This window comes from Vibrio sp. PID23_8 (assembly GCF_003584965.1).
Taxonomy (GTDB): Bacteria; Pseudomonadota; Gammaproteobacteria; order Enterobacterales; family Vibrionaceae; genus Vibrio.
In genome coordinates this window covers 51,871-72,260 of the sequence record NZ_LIXE01000012.1, presented here as the reverse complement: position 1 = coordinate 72,260, position 20,390 = coordinate 51,871, and the positions used below count along the sequence as shown (strand labels likewise).

Below are 20,390 nucleotides of genomic sequence, written 5' to 3'. Positions count from 1 at the left end.
ATGAGAAATGTGTGAAATTAGACCAACTAACAAGCTTGATTCTTACGACATTAAGTTTTGGTCTGCCCAAGCAATCGCTTGGACGCGGTTTTTGACTGACAGTTTTTTGAAAATCTGATAAAGATGCGACTTAATGGTGAACTCACTCACGAATAACTCTTCAGCCATTTGGTTATTTGAGGAGCCAGCCTGAAGGCAGCGTAGAACCTGTAACTCTCTAATGGTGAGATCCACTGTTGCAGGTGCTGTATGGGTGTTAATGACATTGCGATAGTAGTGCAACAATTGGCTCGTGACATTTCTTGGCAACCAGTTCTGCCCGTTAATGATCCCTTTGAGGCCTTCTCCGATGAGCTCGATAGCCTCATCTTGATAGAACACGCCTTTCAATTGACCGAAAGTAAGCAACTCATCCGTAGTTAAGCGCTTGGGGACATTAAACACCACCGTTTCGAAGTTTTTCCAAATCAAAGGCAGATTCTTAATCGTTCGAATAAGTGATTTATGCTCGTTGAAGTCTATCAGTAAGATTTTGTTGCGATGCTTTGGACTCGCCTCCATTAAGGCCTCTGTAGAGATCACTGGAATGTCGATATCGGTGTATCTCTCCAATGCATTAACTTTCTTCTTTGCATGCTCTTCCATACTAATCAGAAACAGTTTTCTCGCATAAGCCGATTTTTTCACGCGCCAATCTCTCCAAAGTTTACACAATGTTAATACGTTGTCATTAATGATTACTAAGAGCTATAGGGCAGGCAAAAAAATGCGTTGAGATTCAAAGGATCAGGAAACGATGTCTGCAAAGCGAATCAGAAATGCTACGTGAGGGGGGGGCATAGAGATTCAGACGCCAGAGCTTTGCCGTTACAACTCATTCGGATTAGGCTTTAATCAATTCACCAAAGCGTGTTATTCTAATGCGCTAAAATTTTATATATCCAGAGTGAAACGGAGCACATCATGGCCAGCCGTGGAATTAACAAAGTTATCTTGGTGGGAAATTTAGGTAATGACCCAGAAATTCGTTACATGCCTAATGGCGGTGCAGTAGCAAACATTACGATTGCTACTTCAGACTCATGGCGTGATAAAGCGACTGGCGAACAGCGCGAAAAAACAGAATGGCACCGTGTTGTGCTATTTGGCAAGCTAGCTGAAGTCGCGGGCGAGTACCTTCGTAAAGGTTCGCAAGTATACATTGAAGGTCAGTTACAGACTCGTAAATGGCAAAACCAGCAAGGCCAAGATCAGTACACAACAGAGGTTGTTGTTCAAGGCTTCAATGGTGTAATGCAAATGCTTGGTGGTCGTGCTCAAGGTGGCGCTCCAGCAATGGGTGGTCAGCAACCGCAGCAAGGTGGTTGGGGACAGCCTCAGCAGCCAGCCCAGCAGCAGTACAATGCCCCTAAGCAACAGCAGCAGGCTCCGCAGCAGCCACAGCAGCAATACAACGAGCCTCCAATGGATTTTGATGACGATATTCCGTTTTAAATTTCATTGCTTCTGAATTTGAAAGGCCGCGAATACGCGGCTTTTTTATGTGTTAAGCATGACCAATACCCATTACTGTGAATCATTGCTCAACCTAGCTTAGTAAAAGGGGCGAGTTTTGACTTTGAATTCGCGGGTAGATGAACATCATAGTGTTGATTCACTCGAGCTTAGATTGCGTTTTGAAACTCAATAACTTTCCGCCTCAGACTCTCACAATCAAACGAATCAGATTGTTTACTGATTGCTTATCAAGTATAAGTCATTCAATAAGGTATATGATGAATAAAAAAGGGATTTGGCATTCATGAGGTATACCCCCACTCTTAAGTTAAGCACGCGTCTGGTGGCATTTGTCACCATGATAGTTATTTGCGCAATGTTTATTTTGTTTGTCGGTGGCACCCTCTCTTTTAAACGACTAGGACAAGAGTATCTAACCCATTACTTGGAGGGGATCGTCGAGGTTGTTGATAAAGAGATGGAAGATCCAGATGCCGCGTATTCAATGCAGCGTTGGATGCCAAAAATGCTGCAAGCGAGCAGCATCGTCGAAATGACACTATCGACCAACAACGCCGTTGTTTATCGTTTTAAAGATACTTCCCATAAGATGGATAATGCGGTTTTATTTGAGCAAGAGTTTCGACTTACTCATAACCAAGATTATGTCATCTACTTCAAAGCGATTCCCCCTTACCTAGGCTATGGCTACTCAATGCAGGCGCTGTGGTCAATTACGCTTGCCGTTATTTTGATCATCTTTTGCTTAATGCGTGGTGTCGCATGGCTAAAAGAGCAGTTATCAGGCTCTGAAATGCTCGAAGAGCGTGGCCGAATGATATTAGCTGGTCGCGTAGAACAATATGCGAAAGGTGATGAAAGAGAGTGGCCTTACACTGCCAGTGAGGCCCTGGATGTTTTAATCGAAGAGCTTCAAGACGCGCGTCAAGAACGCAGCCGCTTTGATACCTTTATCCGGACACAAACTTTCCTTGATAAGTTAACGGGCACTGCTAACCGTGTATTGTTTGATAGCAAGCTTGAATCTGCGCTGTTGGAGAGTGGCGCAAGCGGGGCCGTATTATTGGTGCGCATTCAAGATTGGAAGTTGGTTGAAGAGGAGCAAGATAAACAAACGTGTGATGAGTTTATCGTTGAAGTCGGTGGTCTGCTATCCAACTTAGTACAACGCTTTCCAGAAGTCGTCTTTTCTCGTTACTACGATGCTGATTTTGCCCTTTTTCTTCCTCACTATGCTGGAAAGGATGTGGCGAATTTGGCCTCGCAGTGTATTCGTCAATTAGAGAAACTACACCCTCCGTATCCATTAGATGCAGAAAACTGGTGTCACATTGGCATGACCATGTATAAAGAAGGCGAGCGTCACAGCCAAATCATTGATGAAGCAGAAACCGCACTTCGTAGTGCCCAGTTACAGAATAGTAATAACTGGAGTCGGTTTAAAAAGTGGAATCATGATGAAAATGTACGCGGTAGCGTGAGGTGGCGTACGCTATTTGATTCAGCGCTTACATCTGAAAATGTGATAATCTACGCACAATCTGCTTATTTGATAAGTGATTCGGCGCATAAACAGACACTGCATGAAGAATTAACCTGTCGAATTCACGACCCAGAAAATGGCATTGTGAAGGCTTCCCGCTTTATCTCTGCGGTAAGACAAGTCGGTTATGAAGCGCAAATGGATCGAGCTGTTATTAATAAATTCTTAAATGATTTTAAAGGTAGCATCGATAGAACTCAGTGTTATGTCCTTAACCTTAATGTGACTCCTTTTAGAAGTAGAGAGTACTTCAAGTGGTTTCGTTATGAACTCTTGCAGTTATCACGAGAACAAAGGCAGGCGCTGATATTTGAGTTTGTAGAGGCGCAATTCGTAAAACACTTAGATTTTATGCGACCAGCGGTAAGAATGTTGGCCGGCTTAGAATGTCAGATCATGATTGGGCAGGCGGGTCGAACAATTGTGAGCACCCATTATTTAAAAGAAGTGGAAATTAGGTACTTGAAGCTGCATCGCAGTTTAGTTGCCAAAATTGACCAGAGACATGAGAACCAACTGTTTGTCCGTAGTATGTTGGGGGCGGCCGCAAACAGTAAAACTAAAATAATAGCAGTGGGAATTGAGAATAAGCATGAACTAAATACTCTGGTTGAGTTAGGGGTTCATGGCGGCCAAGGGCGTTATTTCTCCGCAGAGGAGCAGTACCTTCCTCGTCCACAGGCAAAGCAAAGTTCTCATTCTGAATCTCAAGTGAAGTTGGGAAGAAGAAATCGCTGGCGGAAATAATAAAGATAATGAACATGGATTTTAAAGCAGTATTCGGCAAGCTCAAGCGCTCATCTGCCGGTGATCGCACGTGCTTTTTGGTGATCCAGCCAGACGCCGTTTATTTATCATCATCAGCGACTCGCAGTCGGCCATCTAAGATTGACATTACAGAATCAAACTGGGAACGAGCCTGTGAGCAAGCATTAAGTGTTGCAGCAAGCGCTTATGACTCTCTGACGGTGATACTTTCGCATAACTACTATCAGATGTATCAGATCGACAAGCCCGCAATGCCGCGTCAAGAGTGGCCTTCAGCGTTGCCTTTTTTGTTGAAAGAACTGATATCTGAACGTGCAATCGACATTATTTCCGATGCCGTAGAACTGCCGAATTCGAATAAAATTCAGGCATATGTGTTGTCTCGGAAAATTGTAGATAAGCTCGTTCTGCTGGCGAGTCGAGTACACCTAACATTAGACGCAATTGTTCCTGAAGATGATGTTTGGGGTAATACTGCGGGTGAGTTAGGTAACTTCTTGTTATTGCAGTACAGTACACGTGGGCACTTCCGAATCAGTGCTTTTGTTGATCACACCATTGCTTTCCATCGTTCAATTCGCAGCGTGACACCACCATTAACCGGGGTTCCATCTAGCGAACTGCAGATGGACGGTCTTTCGCTAGAGTTACAACGTTCGATTGACTACCTCTCTTCACAGCTTCGTCATGTGCAACTGCATCAACTCAAAGTGTGTTGTGATGAGGAAGACGAGAATGAGTTAGTCCAGTCGCTCAATTACCGCCTCAGCACCAAAGTATCACCACTGCTTCCGGGGGGGCATGAGCTCTCTGGGCATTTATTGGCTGACACGGCAGCAAACGCTGTTACGCAACGGGTGAATTTATACCCAGACTTTCTAAAGCCGAAAAAGAACCTTCTCACACTGAAAAATGTGGCGATTTCTTGGGGAGTAACGGCTGCGATGATCCTTCTTTCATACGGCTATGTCACTTGGCAAAGTAATGGCGTTGAAGATGAAATTGCGATTGTGAAGAGCAAAGGCAATATCCTGAACTCTGAGCTTGAGCGCTATCAAGTTCGCCTTCGTAAGCATCAGCCTGACACAAACAAGTTAGCGGCGAAAGTGCGTCTTGAGCGAGAAGTCAAAGCAAAACGCGATTCAATGAAAGCAGTAGGTAAATATGATGACTCTCAGCGTACGGGTTACTCTGGGGTGATGCAGTCTTTAGCTAAATTGGGCAGTAATAATATTTCACTGTCAGAAATCGATATCAATAATGATACGCTTGACTTGAAAGGGTTAGCCAGGTCACCAAGTGCCGTTCCTAATTGGGTTCGCCAATTTAAAAATGAGATCAGTTTAATTGGTCGAACATTCGATGATGTGACGATTGGACGTAATGATGAAAACGTAGTGACCTTTGAGTTGAAGACGCGCGGAGATAAAGAGCAATGAAGGAATTTTGGCTCTCATTGGAAGAACGCTTTGATGAAATGAGCGCACGTGAAAAAGTGCTGGTTGCACTGTGTGGTTTAGTTGCAATCGTGATGCTGCTGTTTACTTTGGTTTTGGAGCCAAAACTAAAGGAAATTTCCAGTAATGATAAGCGACTAAGCAACTTGAAGTTGACCAATCAAAAAACAGAAATTGATATTTTACGCATTCAAGCGCAATTGAAGAAAGACCCGAATGCGGAAATTGATCAAGACATTTCTGATCTATTGGCAGAGAGTCAGTACCTTTCTCTGCAATTGTCTGAGATTATTGAGCATTTAATTACGCCTTCTCAAATGGCAGAACTACTTGAAAGCGTGCTTGAACAACAAAGTGGAATTTATTTGTTGTCGCTAAAGACCTTACCTGCAGAACCGATTACTGAAAGCAAAGAAGCGTCGCAATACTCTGGTTATTACGTACATCCTGTGCGTATGGAACTGATGGGGGATTACTTCTCGATACTGAATTACCTCTCTAAGTTAGAGCGCTTGCCCACGAGTTACTACTGGCGCAGTTTTAATTACAAGGTAGATGAGTATCCAAAAGCGAAACTGGTGTTAGAAGTGTACACGTTAGGTTCTCGAGAGGAGTTTATCGGTGGTTAAAAAACGCATTATTTCAGCGATGCTGATAGTTGCTTCAGGTGGGGGGTGGGCGAATCAAGACCCAACGGCACCATTAGGCTGGAAGAAGCCTGTGGCTGAATCGAAAGCAAAGTCAAGAGTGAAGCAATATCGCTTGCCAACACTCAACAGCATTGTGTGCCAATCCAGCACAGAATGTATTGCTACTTTAAATAACCGAATTGTTGAACAGGGAGCACTGTTCAATGGCTATCGTGTTGTAAGAATTAACAGTGAATTTGTAACGTTAAAGCGTGGTGACCGCCAGTGGAAGCTCGCGCTTTTTGGTTTGAACGTAAAAAAATAATAACCAGAGCCTGATCAGATATGCGCAAATTAGTGGTAGGAATAACAATTGCTTCCTTAATGGGATGTTCAATGGGACACCGCGACCCAGTTGAAGTGAAGCAAGCTCTCAACGAATCTATTAATCAAGCAAACAGTCGCGCGCTTGAAGAGCTCCCATCTTCAGTAGAAGCCGATTTAATGCCTAATCTAGAGAGCAATGTGGCATCAGGGCAAGGCATGTTGAAGCGTTTTATTATTCAAGCGAATGCGGTCGAAGCGCGCAGTTTCTTTACTTCATTGGTCAAAGGTACTGAGTACAGCGTCGCTATTCACCCTGCTGTACAAGGTAACGTCACCGTCAACCTTTCTGATGTGACATTGGATGAAGTACTGCGCGTCGTGCAAGATATGTATGGTTACGACGTGGTGAAGTCAGGCAAAGTGATTCAAGTATATCCAGCAGGTATGCGCACGGTAACCATTCCGGTTGATTACCTGCAGTTTAAGCGCTCGGGTCGCTCGTTGACGAGCATCGTTACTGGCTCTGTCACCTCTGCCGGAACATCGAGTTCTGGTGGTAGCTCAAATGATTCAGATTCATCCAACTCAAACTCGAGTGATAGTTCAACCACATCGACGGGTGGCACGCGGATTGAAACCATTACCGAAAGTGATTTTTGGCCAATGTTGCAACAAGCGGTCGCAAACCTGATAGGGTCCGGAAAGGGACAAAGTGTGGTGGTGACGCCGCAAGCCAGTGTGATTGTGGTTCGTGCTTTTCCTGATGAAATCCGTGAAGTGCGTGAGTTCTTAGGTGTCTCTCAAGAGCGTATGCAGCGTCAGGTGATCCTTGAAGCGAAGATTTTAGAAGTGACTTTGAGCGACGGTTATCAGCAAGGAATCAACTGGTCTGATATGACAGCATCGATTGGCAATTCAGGCAGTATAGTGGTGGAGAGAGCGGCATCAGCATTACCGCCATTGGATGCGATTGGCTCACTATTGGGCGGTCAAACCAATGTGACAATTTCGGATGGCAATTTTGAAACCGTACTGAGTTTCATGTCGACTCAAGGTGACTTGAATGTGCTTTCTAGCCCGCGTATTACCGCCGCGAATAACCAGAAATCGGTTATCAAAGTGGGTACCGATGAGTATTTTGTTACTGAGCTTTCAAGTAACGTTGGTAACGGTGAATACTCTAATGCTGTACCTGAAGTAGAATTGACCCCGTTCTTCTCGGGGATTTCTCTCGATGTTACGCCTCAAATTGATGACCAAGGTAATGTATTTCTGCATGTCCACCCGGCAGTTATCGAAGTGGAAGAAGAGGTGAAGCGGCTCAATTTAGGTGGCGATTTCCAGAATATCCAACTGCCTTTGGCAAAAAGCTCGATTCGAGAGTCAGATTCCGTGATTCGCGCGAAAAATGGCGATGTGGTTGTGATTGGCGGCTTGATGAAACAGCAAAATCGTGAGCTTGTTTCAAAGGTTCCATTCCTAGGAGACGTACCAGCATTAGGTCATTTATTCCGTAACGTGAATAACGTAACAGAGAAAACCGAACTGGTGATTTTACTTAAACCTACCGTGGTTGGGGTAAATACGTGGCAAAAAGAGTTAGAACGCTCGCGTGATTTGCTACAAGAGTGGTTCCCTGACGCTCAGTAAAGCGCACGGGAGTCGTATTTTGCCATGGCGTTGTGATTAGCTTATGTACTTGTCGCATTTCGGATTCCGGATCCAACCTTTTTCTTTGACGCCAAATACGGGCATGTTTTTGGGGTTGGAGCCTCATTATGAAGCCATCCAAACCATCTTGGCAGCGGTGAAAATGGGTGAGGGAGTGATCAAGGTCACCGGTGAGGTAGGCACCGGAAAAACCATGGTGTGCCGTAAGCTGATTGAACAAATCGAATCGCAAGTTGAACTCGTTTATTTGCCTAATCCGGCACTGAGTGGCGAGCAACTTCAGTTTGCTGTTGCGAGAGAGTTGGGAATTGAAGAGTGTAATCCGCTGTGTATTGTTTCTCTTATTCAAGAGCATTTAATTCAGGTTCACTCAAGCGGTAAGAGAACGGTATTGATTGTCGATGAGGCGCAGGTGCTGTCTGCTGAGGCGCTAGAAACATTGAGGCTATTTGGTAACTTAGAAACGGAGCAACACAAGTTGATTCAACTGGTGTTGTTCGGTCAGCCAGAACTCGATGAGCGATTAGGAACCCATGAGTTAAGGCAGTTTCGTCAGCGGATAACCTTCAGTTGTCAACTTCGTCCTCTTTCGATTGATGAAGGGGTCGCTTATATCAACAATCGCTTAGATAAAGCCGGAAATGGTGCCCATATTTTCTCAATCGAGCAGAAAAAGGCAATTTGGCGCTCTGCAATGGGGATCCCACGCCTGATAAATCAGATCAGTCATAAAGCTCTACTTTCCGCGTTTAATGATCGTTGCAGCTTTTTGAAAAATCATCACGTTTATGTGGCGATTCACGATACGTTTGACGCCCGAAAACCTAAGTTTAAAACCCCCGTATTTTGGGGATGGAGTCAGCCTTGAGTGCTATCAATAAAGCATTATCAGAACTTGCTGAAAAAGAATCGCCTTCTGCGCTAATTAAAGCAGAAGTTCCGTGTGTATCGAAGAATAAGCCGTGGCTTTGGCTGGTAGGGGGCTTTTCATTAAGCCTCGCGGTTGGTGGGTGGGCAGTGTCTCAAGAACCAACTTTCGCAGAGCAAGACAGGGTTTCCGTTCCTACCTTGGCAGTAAGAGCTCCGGAATCTGTCAACGTGCCTGTCACCACCTTGACCAAGGTGAGTGAGTCACCAACTAGCAAAGCGACGCCTAAACTGGATAACGTCATTTATACCAAGCGAGTGGAATCTCCACAGCCTGAGGTGAAGGTTGAAGATGTTCATCAGAAGCTGCTGGCGGATAAAGCGTTGCATGATACCGAACCACGCCAAGTGCCCCCCCCTGTACTGCTAGCCAAGGTTATCCCGCTGCCGAGTGCTCCATCGGCCTCAACGCCGTCGAGTTCAATGCGTATTGAGCAGGTAGAATTGACACCTCAACAGTTGGCTGAAAAAGCGTTGGTTCGTGCTGATAAGGCAATGGATGCCAATGATATGAAGAGTGCATTGGCGGCATTTAATGAGGCATTACGTTATCAACCGACCAACGTTGAAGCGCGTCAGAAATTGGCGGCGCTCTATTTTGGCAAAGGCGATACACGCGAAGCGTACGATATCCTTCAAGCGGGGATCAACTTAGATAGGAATAACCAGGTTTTGCGCTTGGCGTTATCTAAATTATTGGTTAAAGCGGAACAACTTGAAGCGGCACTGAGCCCTCTCGTTCATATGCCGCCTGCGCCAAGTCGTGACTATTTAGCCATGCGAGCAGCATTAGCACAAAAGCAAAAACAGAATGAGATTGCATTGGAAAGCTATCAGCTGCTTACCTCGCGAGAACCTGAAAACGCTCGCTGGTGGTTGGGGCTTGCGATTCAGCAAGAGCGAGCATTGGCGTTTCAATCCGCAATTGACTCATACCAACAAGCGCTTGGAAAAGTCGGCATCTCAAATCAATCACAAGCTTTCATTCGTGATCGCTTGAATCTTTTAAAGCAACTGGAGAGTGCACAATGAAAATTCAGTTGAGAAAACGCTTAGGCGATCTGTTAGTAGAAGAAGGCATTGTCTCAGAAGAGCAAATTCAGCAGGCATTATCGGCACAGCGAAGTACCGGACAGAAGCTTGGCGATGCCTTGATTGACCTCGGCTTTATTACAGAAAAGCAGATGTTGGAATTTTTGTCTCAGCAATTGGCCTTGCCTTTGATTGATCTAAGCCGCGCTCCTGTTGATGCGGATGTTGTGCCGATCCTTCCTGAAGTGCATGCCCGCCGTTTGCGCGCGTTGGTGGTGGCAAAAAATGACGACACGTTGCGTGTTGCCATGAGTGATCCTGCCGACCTATTTATCCAAGAATCGTTGATGAACTTACTTGGTCAATACAACCTAGAGTTTATCATCGCACCAGAACGTCAGTTGATTGAAAGCTTTGACCGTTACTATCGCCGAACCCAAGAAATCGCCTCTTTTGCAGAGCAGTTGCAAGCGGAGCACCAAGACGTTGAGGGATTTAACTACGGTATTGATGAAAGCGACAGTGAAGACGTCACGGTAGTGAAACTGGTTAACTCGATGTTTGAAGATGCGGTGCAAGTTGGCGCGTCAGACATTCATATCGAGCCAGATGACAAGGTGTTGCGTTTGCGTCAGCGCGTTGATGGGATATTGCATGAGACGATCCTCAATGAAGTTAAAGTAGCCCCTGCTTTAGTGTTGCGTTTAAAGCTGATGGCGCACTTAGATATTTCTGAAAAGCGTTTACCACAAGATGGTCGATTCAATATCAAAGTGCGTGGCCAATCGGTCGATATTCGTATGTCGACACTACCAACCCAATACGGTGAGTCAGTGGTGATGCGCTTGCTTAACCAATCTTCCGGTTTACGCAAACTGGAAGACTCTGGTTTACCACCTGATTTACTGGCGCGCTTACGTCGCCAGCTCTCGCGTCCGCACGGCATGATCTTGGTGACCGGACCTACGGGCTCGGGTAAAACCACGACGCTTTACGGCGCATTGAGTGAGCTCAATGACCCGGGCAAAAAGATCATTACTGCAGAAGACCCTGTAGAGTATCGTTTACCGCGTATTACTCAGGTTCAAATAAACAGTAAGATCGACCTGACTTTTTCTCGTGTGCTGCGCACCTTTCTACGCCAAGACCCGGACATTATTCTTATCGGTGAGATGCGTGACCAAGAAACGGTTGAAATCGGCTTGCGAGCAGCCCTGACAGGGCATTTGGTTCTGAGTACCTTACATACCAATGATGCGATCGAAAGTGCATTACGTATGATTGACATGGGCGCGCCTGGTTACTTGGTGGCAAGTGCGGTTCGCGCCGTGGTGGCTCAGCGACTTGTGCGCCGAATTTGTACTGATTGCAAAACGACGGATGTGTTAGATGGCGCTCGTCAGCAATGGCTAGCTGAACGGTTCCCGAATCAAGTTGGAACTGTATTCCATCGAGGTAATGGTTGCCAAAACTGCAACATGACGGGTTATCGCGGCCGAGTTGGTGTTTTTGAAATACTCGAACTTGAACAAGACATGATGGATAAGCTGCGTGCTAATGATGCGGTCGGGTTTGCACAAGTGGCGCGTCGTTCTCCAAATTACAAGCCGCTTTTGGCATCGGCGATGGAGTTGGCGTTGCAGGGAATCGTGAGTTTGGATGAAGTGATGGCGCTTGGTGAGGGTGATGCTTCTGGTCAATTAGCCCCGATTTTGATGTAGGTAAGTGAATGCCAACTTTTCGTTATCAAGGCCGTTCTTTGGACGGCAAGCCAACCAGTGGCAAAGTGGATGCGGTCAACTCAGAGGCGGCGGCTGAGGCGTTGATGAATAAAGGGATCATCCCGCTAAACCTGCGTTTAGAAAAAGAAGCGATTAAGAACAAGGTGAGCTTGTCAAAGCTGCTCGTACCGGCCATTCCGCTGGAAGTGATTATTCTGTTTTCTCGTCAACTGTTCAGTCTAACTAAAGCGGGGGTGCCGCTGCTGCGCTCTATGCGCGGTCTGCTGCAAAACTGTGAAAACAAACAGCTAAAAGACGCACTTGAAGACGTCGTGTCCGAACTCAGTAACGGTCGAGGTCTATCGGCATCGATGCAGCCGCACACTAAAGTCTTTAGCCCGCTATTTGTCTCGATGATCAATGTCGGTGAGAACACGGGTCGTTTAGATGAGGCGTTATTGCAGCTTGCTAACTATTACGAGCAGGAATTGGAGACGCGAAAACGGATCAAAGCGGCAATGCGTTATCCGACCTTTGTGATCGTGTTTATTACCATTGCGATGTTTATTCTCAACATTTTGGTAATTCCGGAATTCGCCTCTATGTTTACCCGCTTTGGAGTCGAGTTGCCATTACCGACGCGTATTCTGATCGCCACATCCAACTTTTTCGTTAACTATTGGGGCATGCTGATCGTGACCATGGTCGGTGCTTTTTTTGCATTTCAGGCATGGGTTGCAACTGCGGATGGGCTGGAGCGGTTCGATAAGTTCCGCCTGCATTTACCAATAGTCGGGGACATCGTCAACCGAGCACAATTGTCCCGTTTTGCTCGCACTTTTTCTTTGATGCTTAAATCGGGTGTGCCACTGAATCAGTCTTTGGCATTGGCTGGTGAAGCCTTGGGTAACAAGTTTTTAGAAAATCGAATTTTGGAAATGAAAGCCTCTATTGAGGCGGGCAGCACTATTTCGGTTACCGCTATCAACAGCAAAATATTTACCCCGTTAGTGATACAGATGATCGCGGTCGGTGAAGAGACGGGGCGAATTGATGAATTATTGCTGGAAGTCTCGGATTTTTATGACCGAGAGGTAGATTATGATCTTAAAACTCTCACGGCTAGAATTGAACCATTACTTTTGGTTATTGTGGCCGGCATGGTAATGGTGTTGGCGCTTGGTATTTTCTTACCAATGTGGGGAATGTTAGACATTATCAAAGGCGGCTAATGCGTGGTTGAAAACCAAACAAGGGCGTCGGCCATTCTTGGTGGATTCGTGGTGGTCATTCTGCTTGTTGCTTTGATTTATAACCTCAAACCAATTGAGCAGCAAGGCCAAGCGACCGGTGTCAATATGGCTAAGGCTTGGATGCAAGATAGCGTCCTGCGTTATCGCCACGCATGGTTACTCAATGGTGAGCCCAAAACACTGTCGATGGATGGTTTTGAGCTGCTAATGACGGACGAAGGGTTAGTCTCACCTTTTGTCGCTGGCGGAGCGCTCGATTGTGACTATTGGCTGACGGTGCACTTTCCACAACGTAGCATTATGTCGAGTGAGTTGTTGGAAACTCGTGGTGTGGTTAAAAGTAATCATTTTCTGTGTGACTATGCTTACGAAAATGGTTATAAAATTGTAGTTAATTCGAGTAATAACTACTTGAAATTGAGCGTCAAAAGGCTGGCGGAGTGAATTTTTTGGCACTTTAGCGCTACAAATGACCAGTAAAGTTAGTATAATCCAAGTATTACCATAAGAAAAAGGTTGTAATAAAAAGTAAATTTACCATGTTTACTTTTTGTCATGCTTTGAATGAATAATGACGAATCGTCATTTTGCTCAAGCGGTAGAGAAAGCGCTCATCTTGCCAATTCAACAAAGTAGGGTGAGGCGTTATTCCGTTTTAGCATTATCTAAAAAAATGGTCACGTGACCGATAAAATTTGCAGTCACACTGCATGCTTACATAGAGAGAAAAAACAATGAAAAGACAAGGTGGTTTTACCCTTATCGAGTTGGTAGTGGTTATTGTGATCCTAGGCATTCTAGCGGTGACGGCAGCGCCACGTTTCCTTAACCTGCAAGATGATGCGCGTAACTCGACACTTGAAGGTCTGAAAGGTGCAATGGTTGGCGCGGCTGGCATTACTTATGGTAAAGCAGCTATTGCAGGTCAAGAGGGAGATACTGGTGCAATTTCAATTGGTACTAGCACTTTGAATCTAGTATGGGGTTATCCAGAAGCAACATCTCAAGCTCTTGGCTTGGTAGTTGATGGGTTGAGTGAGGATTGGGTTGTTAAAGGAACTCCTACAGATACAGTTATCCGTTTTGGTATTGATGGTTATTCAAAATCTTGTGTTAAATACACTGAAGGTACAGCGAACGATGCCGCTAAAGTGGAAGTTGTTATTCCAGGTGAGGGTGATACTGAGTGTGACTAACCCTTAGTTAAACTAAATTGGTTGAGGCCAGCCAGTCTGGCCTTGTTCTTCCTCATTCTGGTTAATCTCGGAATACTGAATATGCGTACATCCTCCGGCTTGAGCTCTGTTGAGTTCGCAGTGGTTTTAATCCTCCTCGGTGTGGTTGGCTATGTGGTATTACCAAGATTTATCAGTTTTGAATCTGAGCAGGTTGAGGCGCAGTGGGAAGTCACTAAGCAAAAAGCACAACATGTTTCGGAATCGCTGAGTAACAAAAAAACTTACGATCGTATTGAGGAAGAGCTTGAACGCGCAAAGGGTGAGCGTCACTAGCAGACTAGCAGTTACGATTTACACGCGTACTCACACTTCATGCTTAAGCTTTGTAAGCCTCTCATTATCCTAGACATTTCATCGTATACTTAATTCGCTTGTCCTAAGCTTAAGGTTGGGTTATGAAAATTCGCAGCTCTGCATTAGGGTTCACTCTGATGGAATTGATCTTGGTGATCGTACTCCTTTCTATTCTCTCGTTTTACGCGGCCAGTCGCTTTGTTGGTACGGCCAGTATTTCCGCCTACGCATTACAAGAACAAGCCATCTCCGTCATTCGCCAAGTACAAATCAACCGCATGCAATCCAACATTGACGGTGAGGATGATAACTTTATCCTCCAAGTATCCAGTTCGTGTATAGGCTCTAAGACCGCATGTGAATTGAGTAGCAGCCAACGTGAATCACGCAGTGATTATGTGGCAGACCCTAAAGCGGTGTTTAGTTTGAGTGGGGCGTTCTCTCCAATTAAATTTGACTTGTTAGGTAATCCTCAAGACGTCAGTGCTGGAGTTTCTATTCTGATAGAAGATAAAAATGGCGGTAGCCGCTGCCGCGTCGAAATAAACAGTCAAGGTTACGTGTCGGAAGGAGCCTGTTCATGAAGCGCCTAATTAGGAAGCGCTTAATCATCAGAAGGCTAAGCATGAAGAGCCAAGGCGGCATGACCTTGATTGAAATGGTGATCGCCATCGTGCTGATGGGCATCGCGATGATCGCTTACACCTCCTTCTTGGTACCGCAACTGCGCGATTCCGCGACACCACACTACCAGGCCCGCGCGGCGGCATTGGCACAAGGTGTTATGTCTCAGATCTTAGCGCGTGGCTTTGATAATCATAGCGATTTTGATGGTGGTTTAATTCGTTGTAGTGAAAACGGTGCGCCGAGCTGTACTGCGCCGGATGACTTAGGGCCGGATAGCGGGGAAACGCTGCCAAGCCACTTTAATGATGCGGATGACTATATCGGCTGTTGGAGCACGCCAATCACAGCCAGCCAATGTATTGGCGAGAGTCGCGGTAACATTAGCGATGTCTTAGGTGAAGACAGCAAAGACAGCTATCGTAATTTCCGTGTCGAAGTGGCGGTTGCTTACGATGACCTCACAGGCACTCCGCCTAATGGCGTAACGAACTACAAAAAAGTGACGGTGACGATATTCTCCAGTAACACGCAGCCGCTATCGCTGAGCGGGATTAGAGGAAACTACTGATGAACGCACGTGGTTTTACTTTAGTTGAAATGATCGCCACGATTGTGATCGGCAGCTTTATTATGCTCGGCATTGCCGGCTATGTGCAGTTAGGCATGAAAGGCTATGCCGATTCAATAGATCGCCAACGTTTACAAACTCAAGCCCAATTTGTGTTGGAAAAGATGTCGCGTGAGATTCGTCATGCGGTGCCCAACAGTTTTTATGAACCTAACGGTACCACCAACTGTTTAGCGTTTGTCCCTATCGAGTATTCTGGTTTTTACACTCTGAATGGTCAGGACTTGGAATTCTTATTAGGTAATGATACGGCGCGAACGGTAATGCCTAAAGACAGTTGGTTGGTCATTAATCCAAGCCGTTATGACGATCTGTTGCCATCTTCACCGCAGAGCTATTCTGTAAGTCTACTTTCCAAAGACGATGGGGTGTTTAAGGTAAATGGCGCAGCCGATAGCATTGATAGCTCCTCTATCTCGAGCCGTCATTATGTTTACCAGGAGAGCGCACAGATAACCTACTGCTTGGACAACAATCAGGTGACTCGCCAAGATGCGGCGTTTCCAGATCCGGTGATCGTTGCTGAAAATGTCGATACTGCGGCAAGTCGAATGTATTACAAAGAACCAACGCTCCAACGTGGTGGTTTAGTACACATCAATCTCGAGTTTGTCCAAGATGGCGAGCGCAGTGTTTACCAACAAGACGTGCAGGTGCTCAATGTTCCATAGCAGAAAACAACAAGGCAATGTATTAATCGTTGTGCTGTTCGTCATTATTGTGATGGGCTTCTTGGCTTCGTCATTAATGCGTGTGAATTGGTCGAACCAAAGCACACTCACGCGAGAATTTTTAGGAACCAAAGCGTGGTTTATTGCTCAATCTGCCAATGAGTGGGCACTGACTCAGCTTTACCCATTAAATACCCCAAAGCCCGATGTTGCTAGGTTATGTTTAAGCCAAGTCAGTGGCGCAACGCCGAATGTGACACAGGGAACGGGGTGTCAGCTAAAAACGATAACATGTTCAACGATCGGTACCTTTAATCCAGGTACTTCTGAAGCAGAATCCCTCTTTAAGGTACAAGCGACAGCGATTTGTGGCTCCGGGGTGATACAGGTACAGCGCCAGCAAGAGATATGGGTTAGGGAGTAAAAATAATGAAAAAGTTGTTCAAAGTCGTCACGCTGATGTTGTTAGTTAGTGCATCTAGCTTAACGTATGGGCAGCCATCTCTAGGAATATGTGAAATTCAAACGAATAGTCAGTTTTCAGTTGGCTTTACTGTGACCGGAAGTGATGCGTTCCAAGCCGTGTACTTTGAGCACAGTGGGAACCATGCTGATGAGGTTGTTTGGTATACACAAAGCAAGAAAAGTGACACTGATAGTAAGATATACCACTTTAATGAACAGCACCTGACAAGTGGTCAAGTCTATGAAATAAAAATATTTCATGATGCGAAGAGCAATAACCTATCAAAGTACTATCGACGAATTCAGGGTCAATCTCGCTGGCAATTGATTGGTACGATGAATAAGGCGATGAAGCACGGTAAGTTAAGTGTTTATGCAAATGGTACAGATATCTCTGGGGGACATTGTGACCCTAATGCCACCGAACCTCCTCTAACGGATCTGCCTGATTACGTCTGTGAAGTATTTCCAGAGCCAATCCAAGGATGGAGAGGTTCGACAAGCACTCTAAATATCTCCAACGATAGCGCTCGAGCCTTAGGGTGGTCTGAAGAATATAAGACTTACCCTGATAATATCTATCGTTATCAACAAAGTGGGTCTAGTAGCCGTGCTTGGGACAATATTCGAGTGGGTTTCGATATCGGTACTGAGCCTTGGCCGCTATACGAGAACCCAGCAGTGGAAATCTGTGATGGCTTAGGATGTTTTCCTAAAAATGGACGTTCAGCTTCTGACCAGACTGCTGGCGATGATGGGCTTACCGAAGCGAGAAAAGTGAAAGCGCCAGCAGAGTTTACCCCAAACTTTGGTCGCTTTGACTTACACGTCAGCTCTGACCTTATAGGGAGCGGCGATCAAGCTCGACCTGAAATAGAGTCGATTTGTGATGATAATCCGGATATTTGTCGTTATGAGTACTATGGTGATAATCGGCTTAAAGTCAACGTTCTGAGCAGTTTAAGTCGTTTGGAGATCAATAATCCAGGTGATAATCCGCTATTTGACGAACTGACGATTGAGCTTGCTAATGGCATGCAAATTGGGGAATTAGAAATATCAAATGGTCGTAATGTTGTATTTAAAACATTAGATAATTCAGCGATCACTCTAGGTACATGGAAAGAGAACACGGGAGATACCAAGTACTCATTTGGTCTGAACTCCATAATAAATATCTCGTCATCATTTGTTATGAGCAATCCTATGGATCTTGCGAATAACAATAGTGTTTTGTTTTACGCGCCGACAGCAAGCGTTCGCTTTCAAACCAAAACTAATGAGTTCTATGGCTACATTTTGGCGAAGGAAGTGAAATTTGAGAACCCGATAACGATTTATGGTGCTGTTACGTCTCAAGATTTAACGATGAGAAACCGTGTCGTGATTCAAAAACCGAATTACTCCTGTCCTTTTACCCCAATTGAGGATGGAAATTTTTTTGTAGAGCCTCAATGGCAATATGGTTTGACCTGTGATCGAATTCCTGTCGAATTTAAACTTCTAGATGAGCAAGGTGAATATATTGAATCCAATGCGAGTTTCTATCCTACCGTCAGTGGCGATCAAGGTACTTCATGGTGTGAGTCTGCGGTAGGCGCTGATTGTGGCGTGACGAGTGCAAACTTGAGCAGTGGACGCAAAACCTTGTATCTATCAACCACCGACATTGGCAAGTTGCAAATTGGAGCGACTTATGAGTCAAAGCCGTATTCTGGGGGGGAAGTGGAGTTTGTTCCCTATAAGCTTCATGCTCAACTGAGCCCTGTTGAAATGATTGCTGGGCGAGCTGTCAATGTTGAAGTGAAAGCCTTGGCTTGCCGTGGTGAACAGGCAACGGCAATAAAGGGTTATAACCAAAATATTGTACTGAGTGAGGATAGCTTCAACTTAAAGAGTCCTGCTAGCGGGAAGTTATACGACTTTGATTCTTCAGACTTGCTCTTTAAGAATGGTGTCGCATCGACCGTCGTGTCTTGGAGTGATGTAGGGCATGCGCGTGTCGCGTTTGAAGATAAGGCCTTCGACTGTCGTCAATACCAAGAGGCTGAAGATAGTGGTATTTATTGCCCTATTGATGGTGGCGTGTTGAAAGGTGAGTTCAGTATTAAGTCTCGCCCTTGGAAAATCGCGGCTTGTAATATCATGGCCACAAAAGATGGAAAACACAATCCTGCCAGTCAAGCAGGCGGTGAGGGCTTTATCCCATCATCAGAAAGCTTTAGTGTGACGTATAAGCCTGTTGTTCATAGTGACGGCAAAGGTAATGCAAACACTGTTTGTGATTATCCTGTCACACAAAACTATTTTTCGGATGCAGATGTCAGTGCGCCATTGAATACGGAGTTTTCAGTCGCGTATCCATCAACAGGAGATATCGCCAATTTAGCTGGTGGGCAGCACTTAGCTTTCAGTAAGGAAGAGGCAAAATCAGGAAAGGCGGTTGAATACGTTTGGAATGAAGTGGGGTCGTTGAACTTAAAAACAAAAACGACTTATCTTGAAATGTCGTTAGATGAAGATAATGCCACGATTGGGCGCTTTTACCCGAAATACTTCCAAGTGAAAGGCAGTGCTTGGATTTACCCTGACGGTCAAAACTTTGCTTATATGGGGCAGCCTTTTGATGGCGTTTCGTACTCTGTTGAGGCATTGAACGCTAATGAAGGTTCACTAAAAAACTATGCGCTCTTTGAGTCTGCGAATCAAGCGATGTTTAACATTGATGAGCTAAGTCCATTAAGTGAACGGTTCGATGCGCCGGACTCTACAGCACGCTGGGGGTTGGTAGATAAATCCCAAAGTATTGGTGATTTCACGATAAGTGGTAATTCGCTTTGCGGGGTGGATTCTGCAAATAGAAAGCAAGGTAGCGCATGTTGGATTAAAGACTTCTCTAAGATCCACGAGCCTAAAGGATATGCTGATGGGCCATACAACACGAATACTGGCGGAGACGCCTCCCACATTGGATTGGTGTACGGGAATAATGCCGATCCAGCTTCATATTTGAATGAGGGGGAGATCCGTGATTCGAGGTTAATTAAGCAACCCGATATCCGCTTTGGTCGAGTTAACTTATCTGATGCGGGCGAAAAACAAGGCACAGATACGGTGATTCACATTCCACTTCGAATCGAGTATTGGAATGGTAGTCGATTCACTCTCAATTTAGATGATAGCCAGACTCGTGTTCTCGGCGATAAAGCGAAACAAGTGCACATGTGGCCAACGGGAGACGATGTTAAGCAGGCTGATGTTGAATTAAGCGCGGGTGGTCAGGTTATTTCTGGGCGTTCGCGTTCTATCGAAGCGCAACAGGTGGAGTCAAACCGCCAACAGACTCGTGTGTGGCTTAATCTCGATCTAAGTGGTAACGACTTACCATGGCTCAAATACAACTGGGATAAAGAGCAAGCCGGAGAGGAGAACCCATCGTCAGTGGTTACCTTTGGTATTCACCGTGGCAATGACCGCGTGATTTATCGTGGTGAACCGGGTATAACCGGACAATGACCATCGTCGGTTTCTTGCGTTAAGTAAGGAAACTGCAAGAAATTGAGGCTTTCTGCTCATGTTTATGTACCAATGCCTTGCTGTGACAGCGAGGCATTGGTACAT

19 protein-coding genes are annotated in these 20,390 nt (G+C 45.4%); 18 read left to right on the top strand and 1 reads right to left on the bottom strand.

Translation table 11 applies throughout. The annotated features are described in order from the left end of the window. Positions 1-42: 42 nt before the first annotated feature. Positions 43-687, bottom strand: a complete 645-nt coding sequence (locus tag AK966_RS16740; RefSeq protein ID WP_099080109.1) for a LuxR C-terminal-related transcriptional regulator — start codon at positions 685-687, stop codon at positions 43-45. Positions 688-963: 276 nt separating this feature from the next. Between AK966_RS16740 and AK966_RS16735 the strand changes: the two genes are divergently transcribed. The 18 genes from AK966_RS16735 to AK966_RS16650 all read left to right on the top strand — a co-directional run bounded on the left by AK966_RS16735 (position 964) and on the right by AK966_RS16650 (position 20,285). After that, complete coding sequence (locus AK966_RS16735) at positions 964-1,494, top strand: single-stranded DNA-binding protein (protein WP_099080110.1); 531 nt, start codon at positions 964-966, stop codon at positions 1,492-1,494. A 307-nt stretch (positions 1,495-1,801) separates the two neighbouring features. Continuing rightward, complete coding sequence (gene csrD / locus AK966_RS16730; protein WP_099080111.1) at positions 1,802-3,808, top strand: RNase E specificity factor CsrD; 2,007 nt, start codon at positions 1,802-1,804, stop codon at positions 3,806-3,808. Between the two features lie 14 nt (positions 3,809-3,822). Then, complete coding sequence (locus tag AK966_RS16725; RefSeq protein ID WP_119464574.1) at positions 3,823-5,268, top strand: PilN domain-containing protein; 1,446 nt, start codon at positions 3,823-3,825, stop codon at positions 5,266-5,268. Then, positions 5,265-5,915, top strand: a complete 651-nt coding sequence (gene gspM, locus AK966_RS16720; RefSeq protein WP_099080113.1) for a type II secretion system protein GspM — start codon at positions 5,265-5,267, stop codon at positions 5,913-5,915. Before AK966_RS16725 ends, gspM begins: the two co-directional genes overlap by 4 nt. After that, positions 5,908-6,240 (top strand): MSHA biogenesis protein MshK, encoded by a 333-nt coding sequence (locus tag AK966_RS16715; RefSeq protein WP_172438149.1) that lies wholly within the window; start codon positions 5,908-5,910, stop codon positions 6,238-6,240. The genes gspM and AK966_RS16715 overlap by 8 nt, the downstream gene beginning before the upstream one ends. Positions 6,241-6,260: 20 nt before the next feature. Beyond that, positions 6,261-7,892 (top strand): pilus (MSHA type) biogenesis protein MshL, encoded by a 1,632-nt coding sequence (gene mshL / locus AK966_RS16710; protein WP_119464573.1) that lies wholly within the window; start codon positions 6,261-6,263, stop codon positions 7,890-7,892. 43 nt (positions 7,893-7,935) lie between these two features. Continuing rightward, a complete protein-coding gene (locus tag AK966_RS16705; protein WP_119464572.1) occupies positions 7,936-8,781 on the top strand; it encodes an ExeA family protein in 846 nt (281 codons plus the stop codon). After that, complete coding sequence (locus tag AK966_RS16700) at positions 8,766-9,872, top strand: lipopolysaccharide assembly protein LapB (RefSeq protein WP_119464571.1); 1,107 nt, start codon at positions 8,766-8,768, stop codon at positions 9,870-9,872. Before AK966_RS16705 ends, AK966_RS16700 begins: the two co-directional genes overlap by 16 nt. Continuing rightward, positions 9,869-11,593, top strand: a complete 1,725-nt coding sequence (locus AK966_RS16695) for a GspE/PulE family protein (RefSeq protein WP_119464570.1) — start codon at positions 9,869-9,871, stop codon at positions 11,591-11,593. The genes AK966_RS16700 and AK966_RS16695 overlap by 4 nt, the downstream gene beginning before the upstream one ends. Before the next feature lie 8 nt (positions 11,594-11,601). Further along, positions 11,602-12,825, top strand: coding sequence for a type II secretion system F family protein (locus AK966_RS16690; RefSeq protein ID WP_119464569.1), 1,224 nt, complete (start codon positions 11,602-11,604; stop codon positions 12,823-12,825). A gap of 3 nt (positions 12,826-12,828) precedes the next feature. Further along, on the top strand, positions 12,829-13,290 hold the full coding sequence (locus AK966_RS16685; RefSeq protein ID WP_119464568.1) for an MSHA biogenesis protein MshF: 462 nt from the start codon (positions 12,829-12,831) through the stop codon (positions 13,288-13,290). A 290-nt stretch (positions 13,291-13,580) separates the two neighbouring features. Next, positions 13,581-14,042: a type II secretion system protein gene (locus tag AK966_RS16680; RefSeq protein WP_099080120.1), complete on the top strand. Its 462-nt coding sequence runs from the start codon at positions 13,581-13,583 to the stop codon at positions 14,040-14,042. An 81-nt stretch (positions 14,043-14,123) separates the two neighbouring features. After that, complete coding sequence (locus AK966_RS16675; protein WP_119464567.1) at positions 14,124-14,357, top strand: MSHA biogenesis protein MshA; 234 nt, start codon at positions 14,124-14,126, stop codon at positions 14,355-14,357. Between the two features lie 122 nt (positions 14,358-14,479). Continuing rightward, positions 14,480-14,962 carry a type II secretion system protein gene (locus AK966_RS16670; RefSeq protein WP_119464566.1) on the top strand — a complete coding sequence of 161 codons (483 nt, stop codon included), beginning with the start codon at positions 14,480-14,482 and terminating at the stop codon, positions 14,960-14,962. 41 nt (positions 14,963-15,003) lie between these two features. Then, positions 15,004-15,573 (top strand): type II secretion system protein, encoded by a 570-nt coding sequence (locus AK966_RS16665; protein ID WP_119464577.1) that lies wholly within the window; start codon positions 15,004-15,006, stop codon positions 15,571-15,573. Next, positions 15,573-16,304, top strand: coding sequence for a PilW family protein (locus tag AK966_RS16660; protein WP_119464565.1), 732 nt, complete (start codon positions 15,573-15,575; stop codon positions 16,302-16,304). Before AK966_RS16665 ends, AK966_RS16660 begins: the two co-directional genes overlap by 1 nt. Continuing rightward, positions 16,294-16,728 (top strand): MSHA biogenesis protein MshP, encoded by a 435-nt coding sequence (locus AK966_RS16655; RefSeq protein ID WP_099080124.1) that lies wholly within the window; start codon positions 16,294-16,296, stop codon positions 16,726-16,728. The genes AK966_RS16660 and AK966_RS16655 overlap by 11 nt, the downstream gene beginning before the upstream one ends. A 5-nt stretch (positions 16,729-16,733) precedes the next feature. Further along, a complete protein-coding gene (locus AK966_RS16650; RefSeq protein ID WP_119464564.1) occupies positions 16,734-20,285 on the top strand; it encodes a DUF6701 domain-containing protein in 3,552 nt (1,183 codons plus the stop codon). Positions 20,286-20,390 lie beyond the last annotated feature (105 nt).

What these genes read in the sequence shown, in the direction of transcription:
- AK966_RS16735 (WP_099080110.1), top strand. Translation starts at nt 964, where the DNA reads ATGGCCAGCCGTGGAATTAACAAAGTTATCTTGGTGGGAAATTTAGGT.
- csrD (WP_099080111.1), top strand. Translation starts at nt 1,802, where the DNA reads ATGAGGTATACCCCCACTCTTAAGTTAAGCACGCGTCTGGTGGCATTT.
- AK966_RS16725 (WP_119464574.1), top strand. Translation starts at nt 3,823, where the DNA reads ATGGATTTTAAAGCAGTATTCGGCAAGCTCAAGCGCTCATCTGCCGGT.
- gspM (WP_099080113.1), top strand. Translation starts at nt 5,265, where the DNA reads ATGAAGGAATTTTGGCTCTCATTGGAAGAACGCTTTGATGAAATGAGC.
- mshL (WP_119464573.1), top strand. Translation starts at nt 6,261, where the DNA reads ATGCGCAAATTAGTGGTAGGAATAACAATTGCTTCCTTAATGGGATGT.
- AK966_RS16705 (WP_119464572.1), top strand. Translation starts at nt 7,936, where the DNA reads ATGTACTTGTCGCATTTCGGATTCCGGATCCAACCTTTTTCTTTGACG.
- AK966_RS16700 (WP_119464571.1), top strand. Translation starts at nt 8,766, where the DNA reads ATGGAGTCAGCCTTGAGTGCTATCAATAAAGCATTATCAGAACTTGCT.
- AK966_RS16695 (WP_119464570.1), top strand. Translation starts at nt 9,869, where the DNA reads ATGAAAATTCAGTTGAGAAAACGCTTAGGCGATCTGTTAGTAGAAGAA.
- AK966_RS16690 (WP_119464569.1), top strand. Translation starts at nt 11,602, where the DNA reads ATGCCAACTTTTCGTTATCAAGGCCGTTCTTTGGACGGCAAGCCAACC.
- AK966_RS16680 (WP_099080120.1), top strand. Translation starts at nt 13,581, where the DNA reads ATGAAAAGACAAGGTGGTTTTACCCTTATCGAGTTGGTAGTGGTTATT.
- AK966_RS16675 (WP_119464567.1), top strand. Translation starts at nt 14,124, where the DNA reads ATGCGTACATCCTCCGGCTTGAGCTCTGTTGAGTTCGCAGTGGTTTTA.
- AK966_RS16670 (WP_119464566.1), top strand. Translation starts at nt 14,480, where the DNA reads ATGAAAATTCGCAGCTCTGCATTAGGGTTCACTCTGATGGAATTGATC.
- AK966_RS16665 (WP_119464577.1), top strand. Translation starts at nt 15,004, where the DNA reads ATGAAGAGCCAAGGCGGCATGACCTTGATTGAAATGGTGATCGCCATC.
- AK966_RS16660 (WP_119464565.1), top strand. Translation starts at nt 15,573, where the DNA reads ATGAACGCACGTGGTTTTACTTTAGTTGAAATGATCGCCACGATTGTG.
- AK966_RS16655 (WP_099080124.1), top strand. Translation starts at nt 16,294, where the DNA reads ATGTTCCATAGCAGAAAACAACAAGGCAATGTATTAATCGTTGTGCTG.
- AK966_RS16650 (WP_119464564.1), top strand. Translation starts at nt 16,734, where the DNA reads ATGAAAAAGTTGTTCAAAGTCGTCACGCTGATGTTGTTAGTTAGTGCA.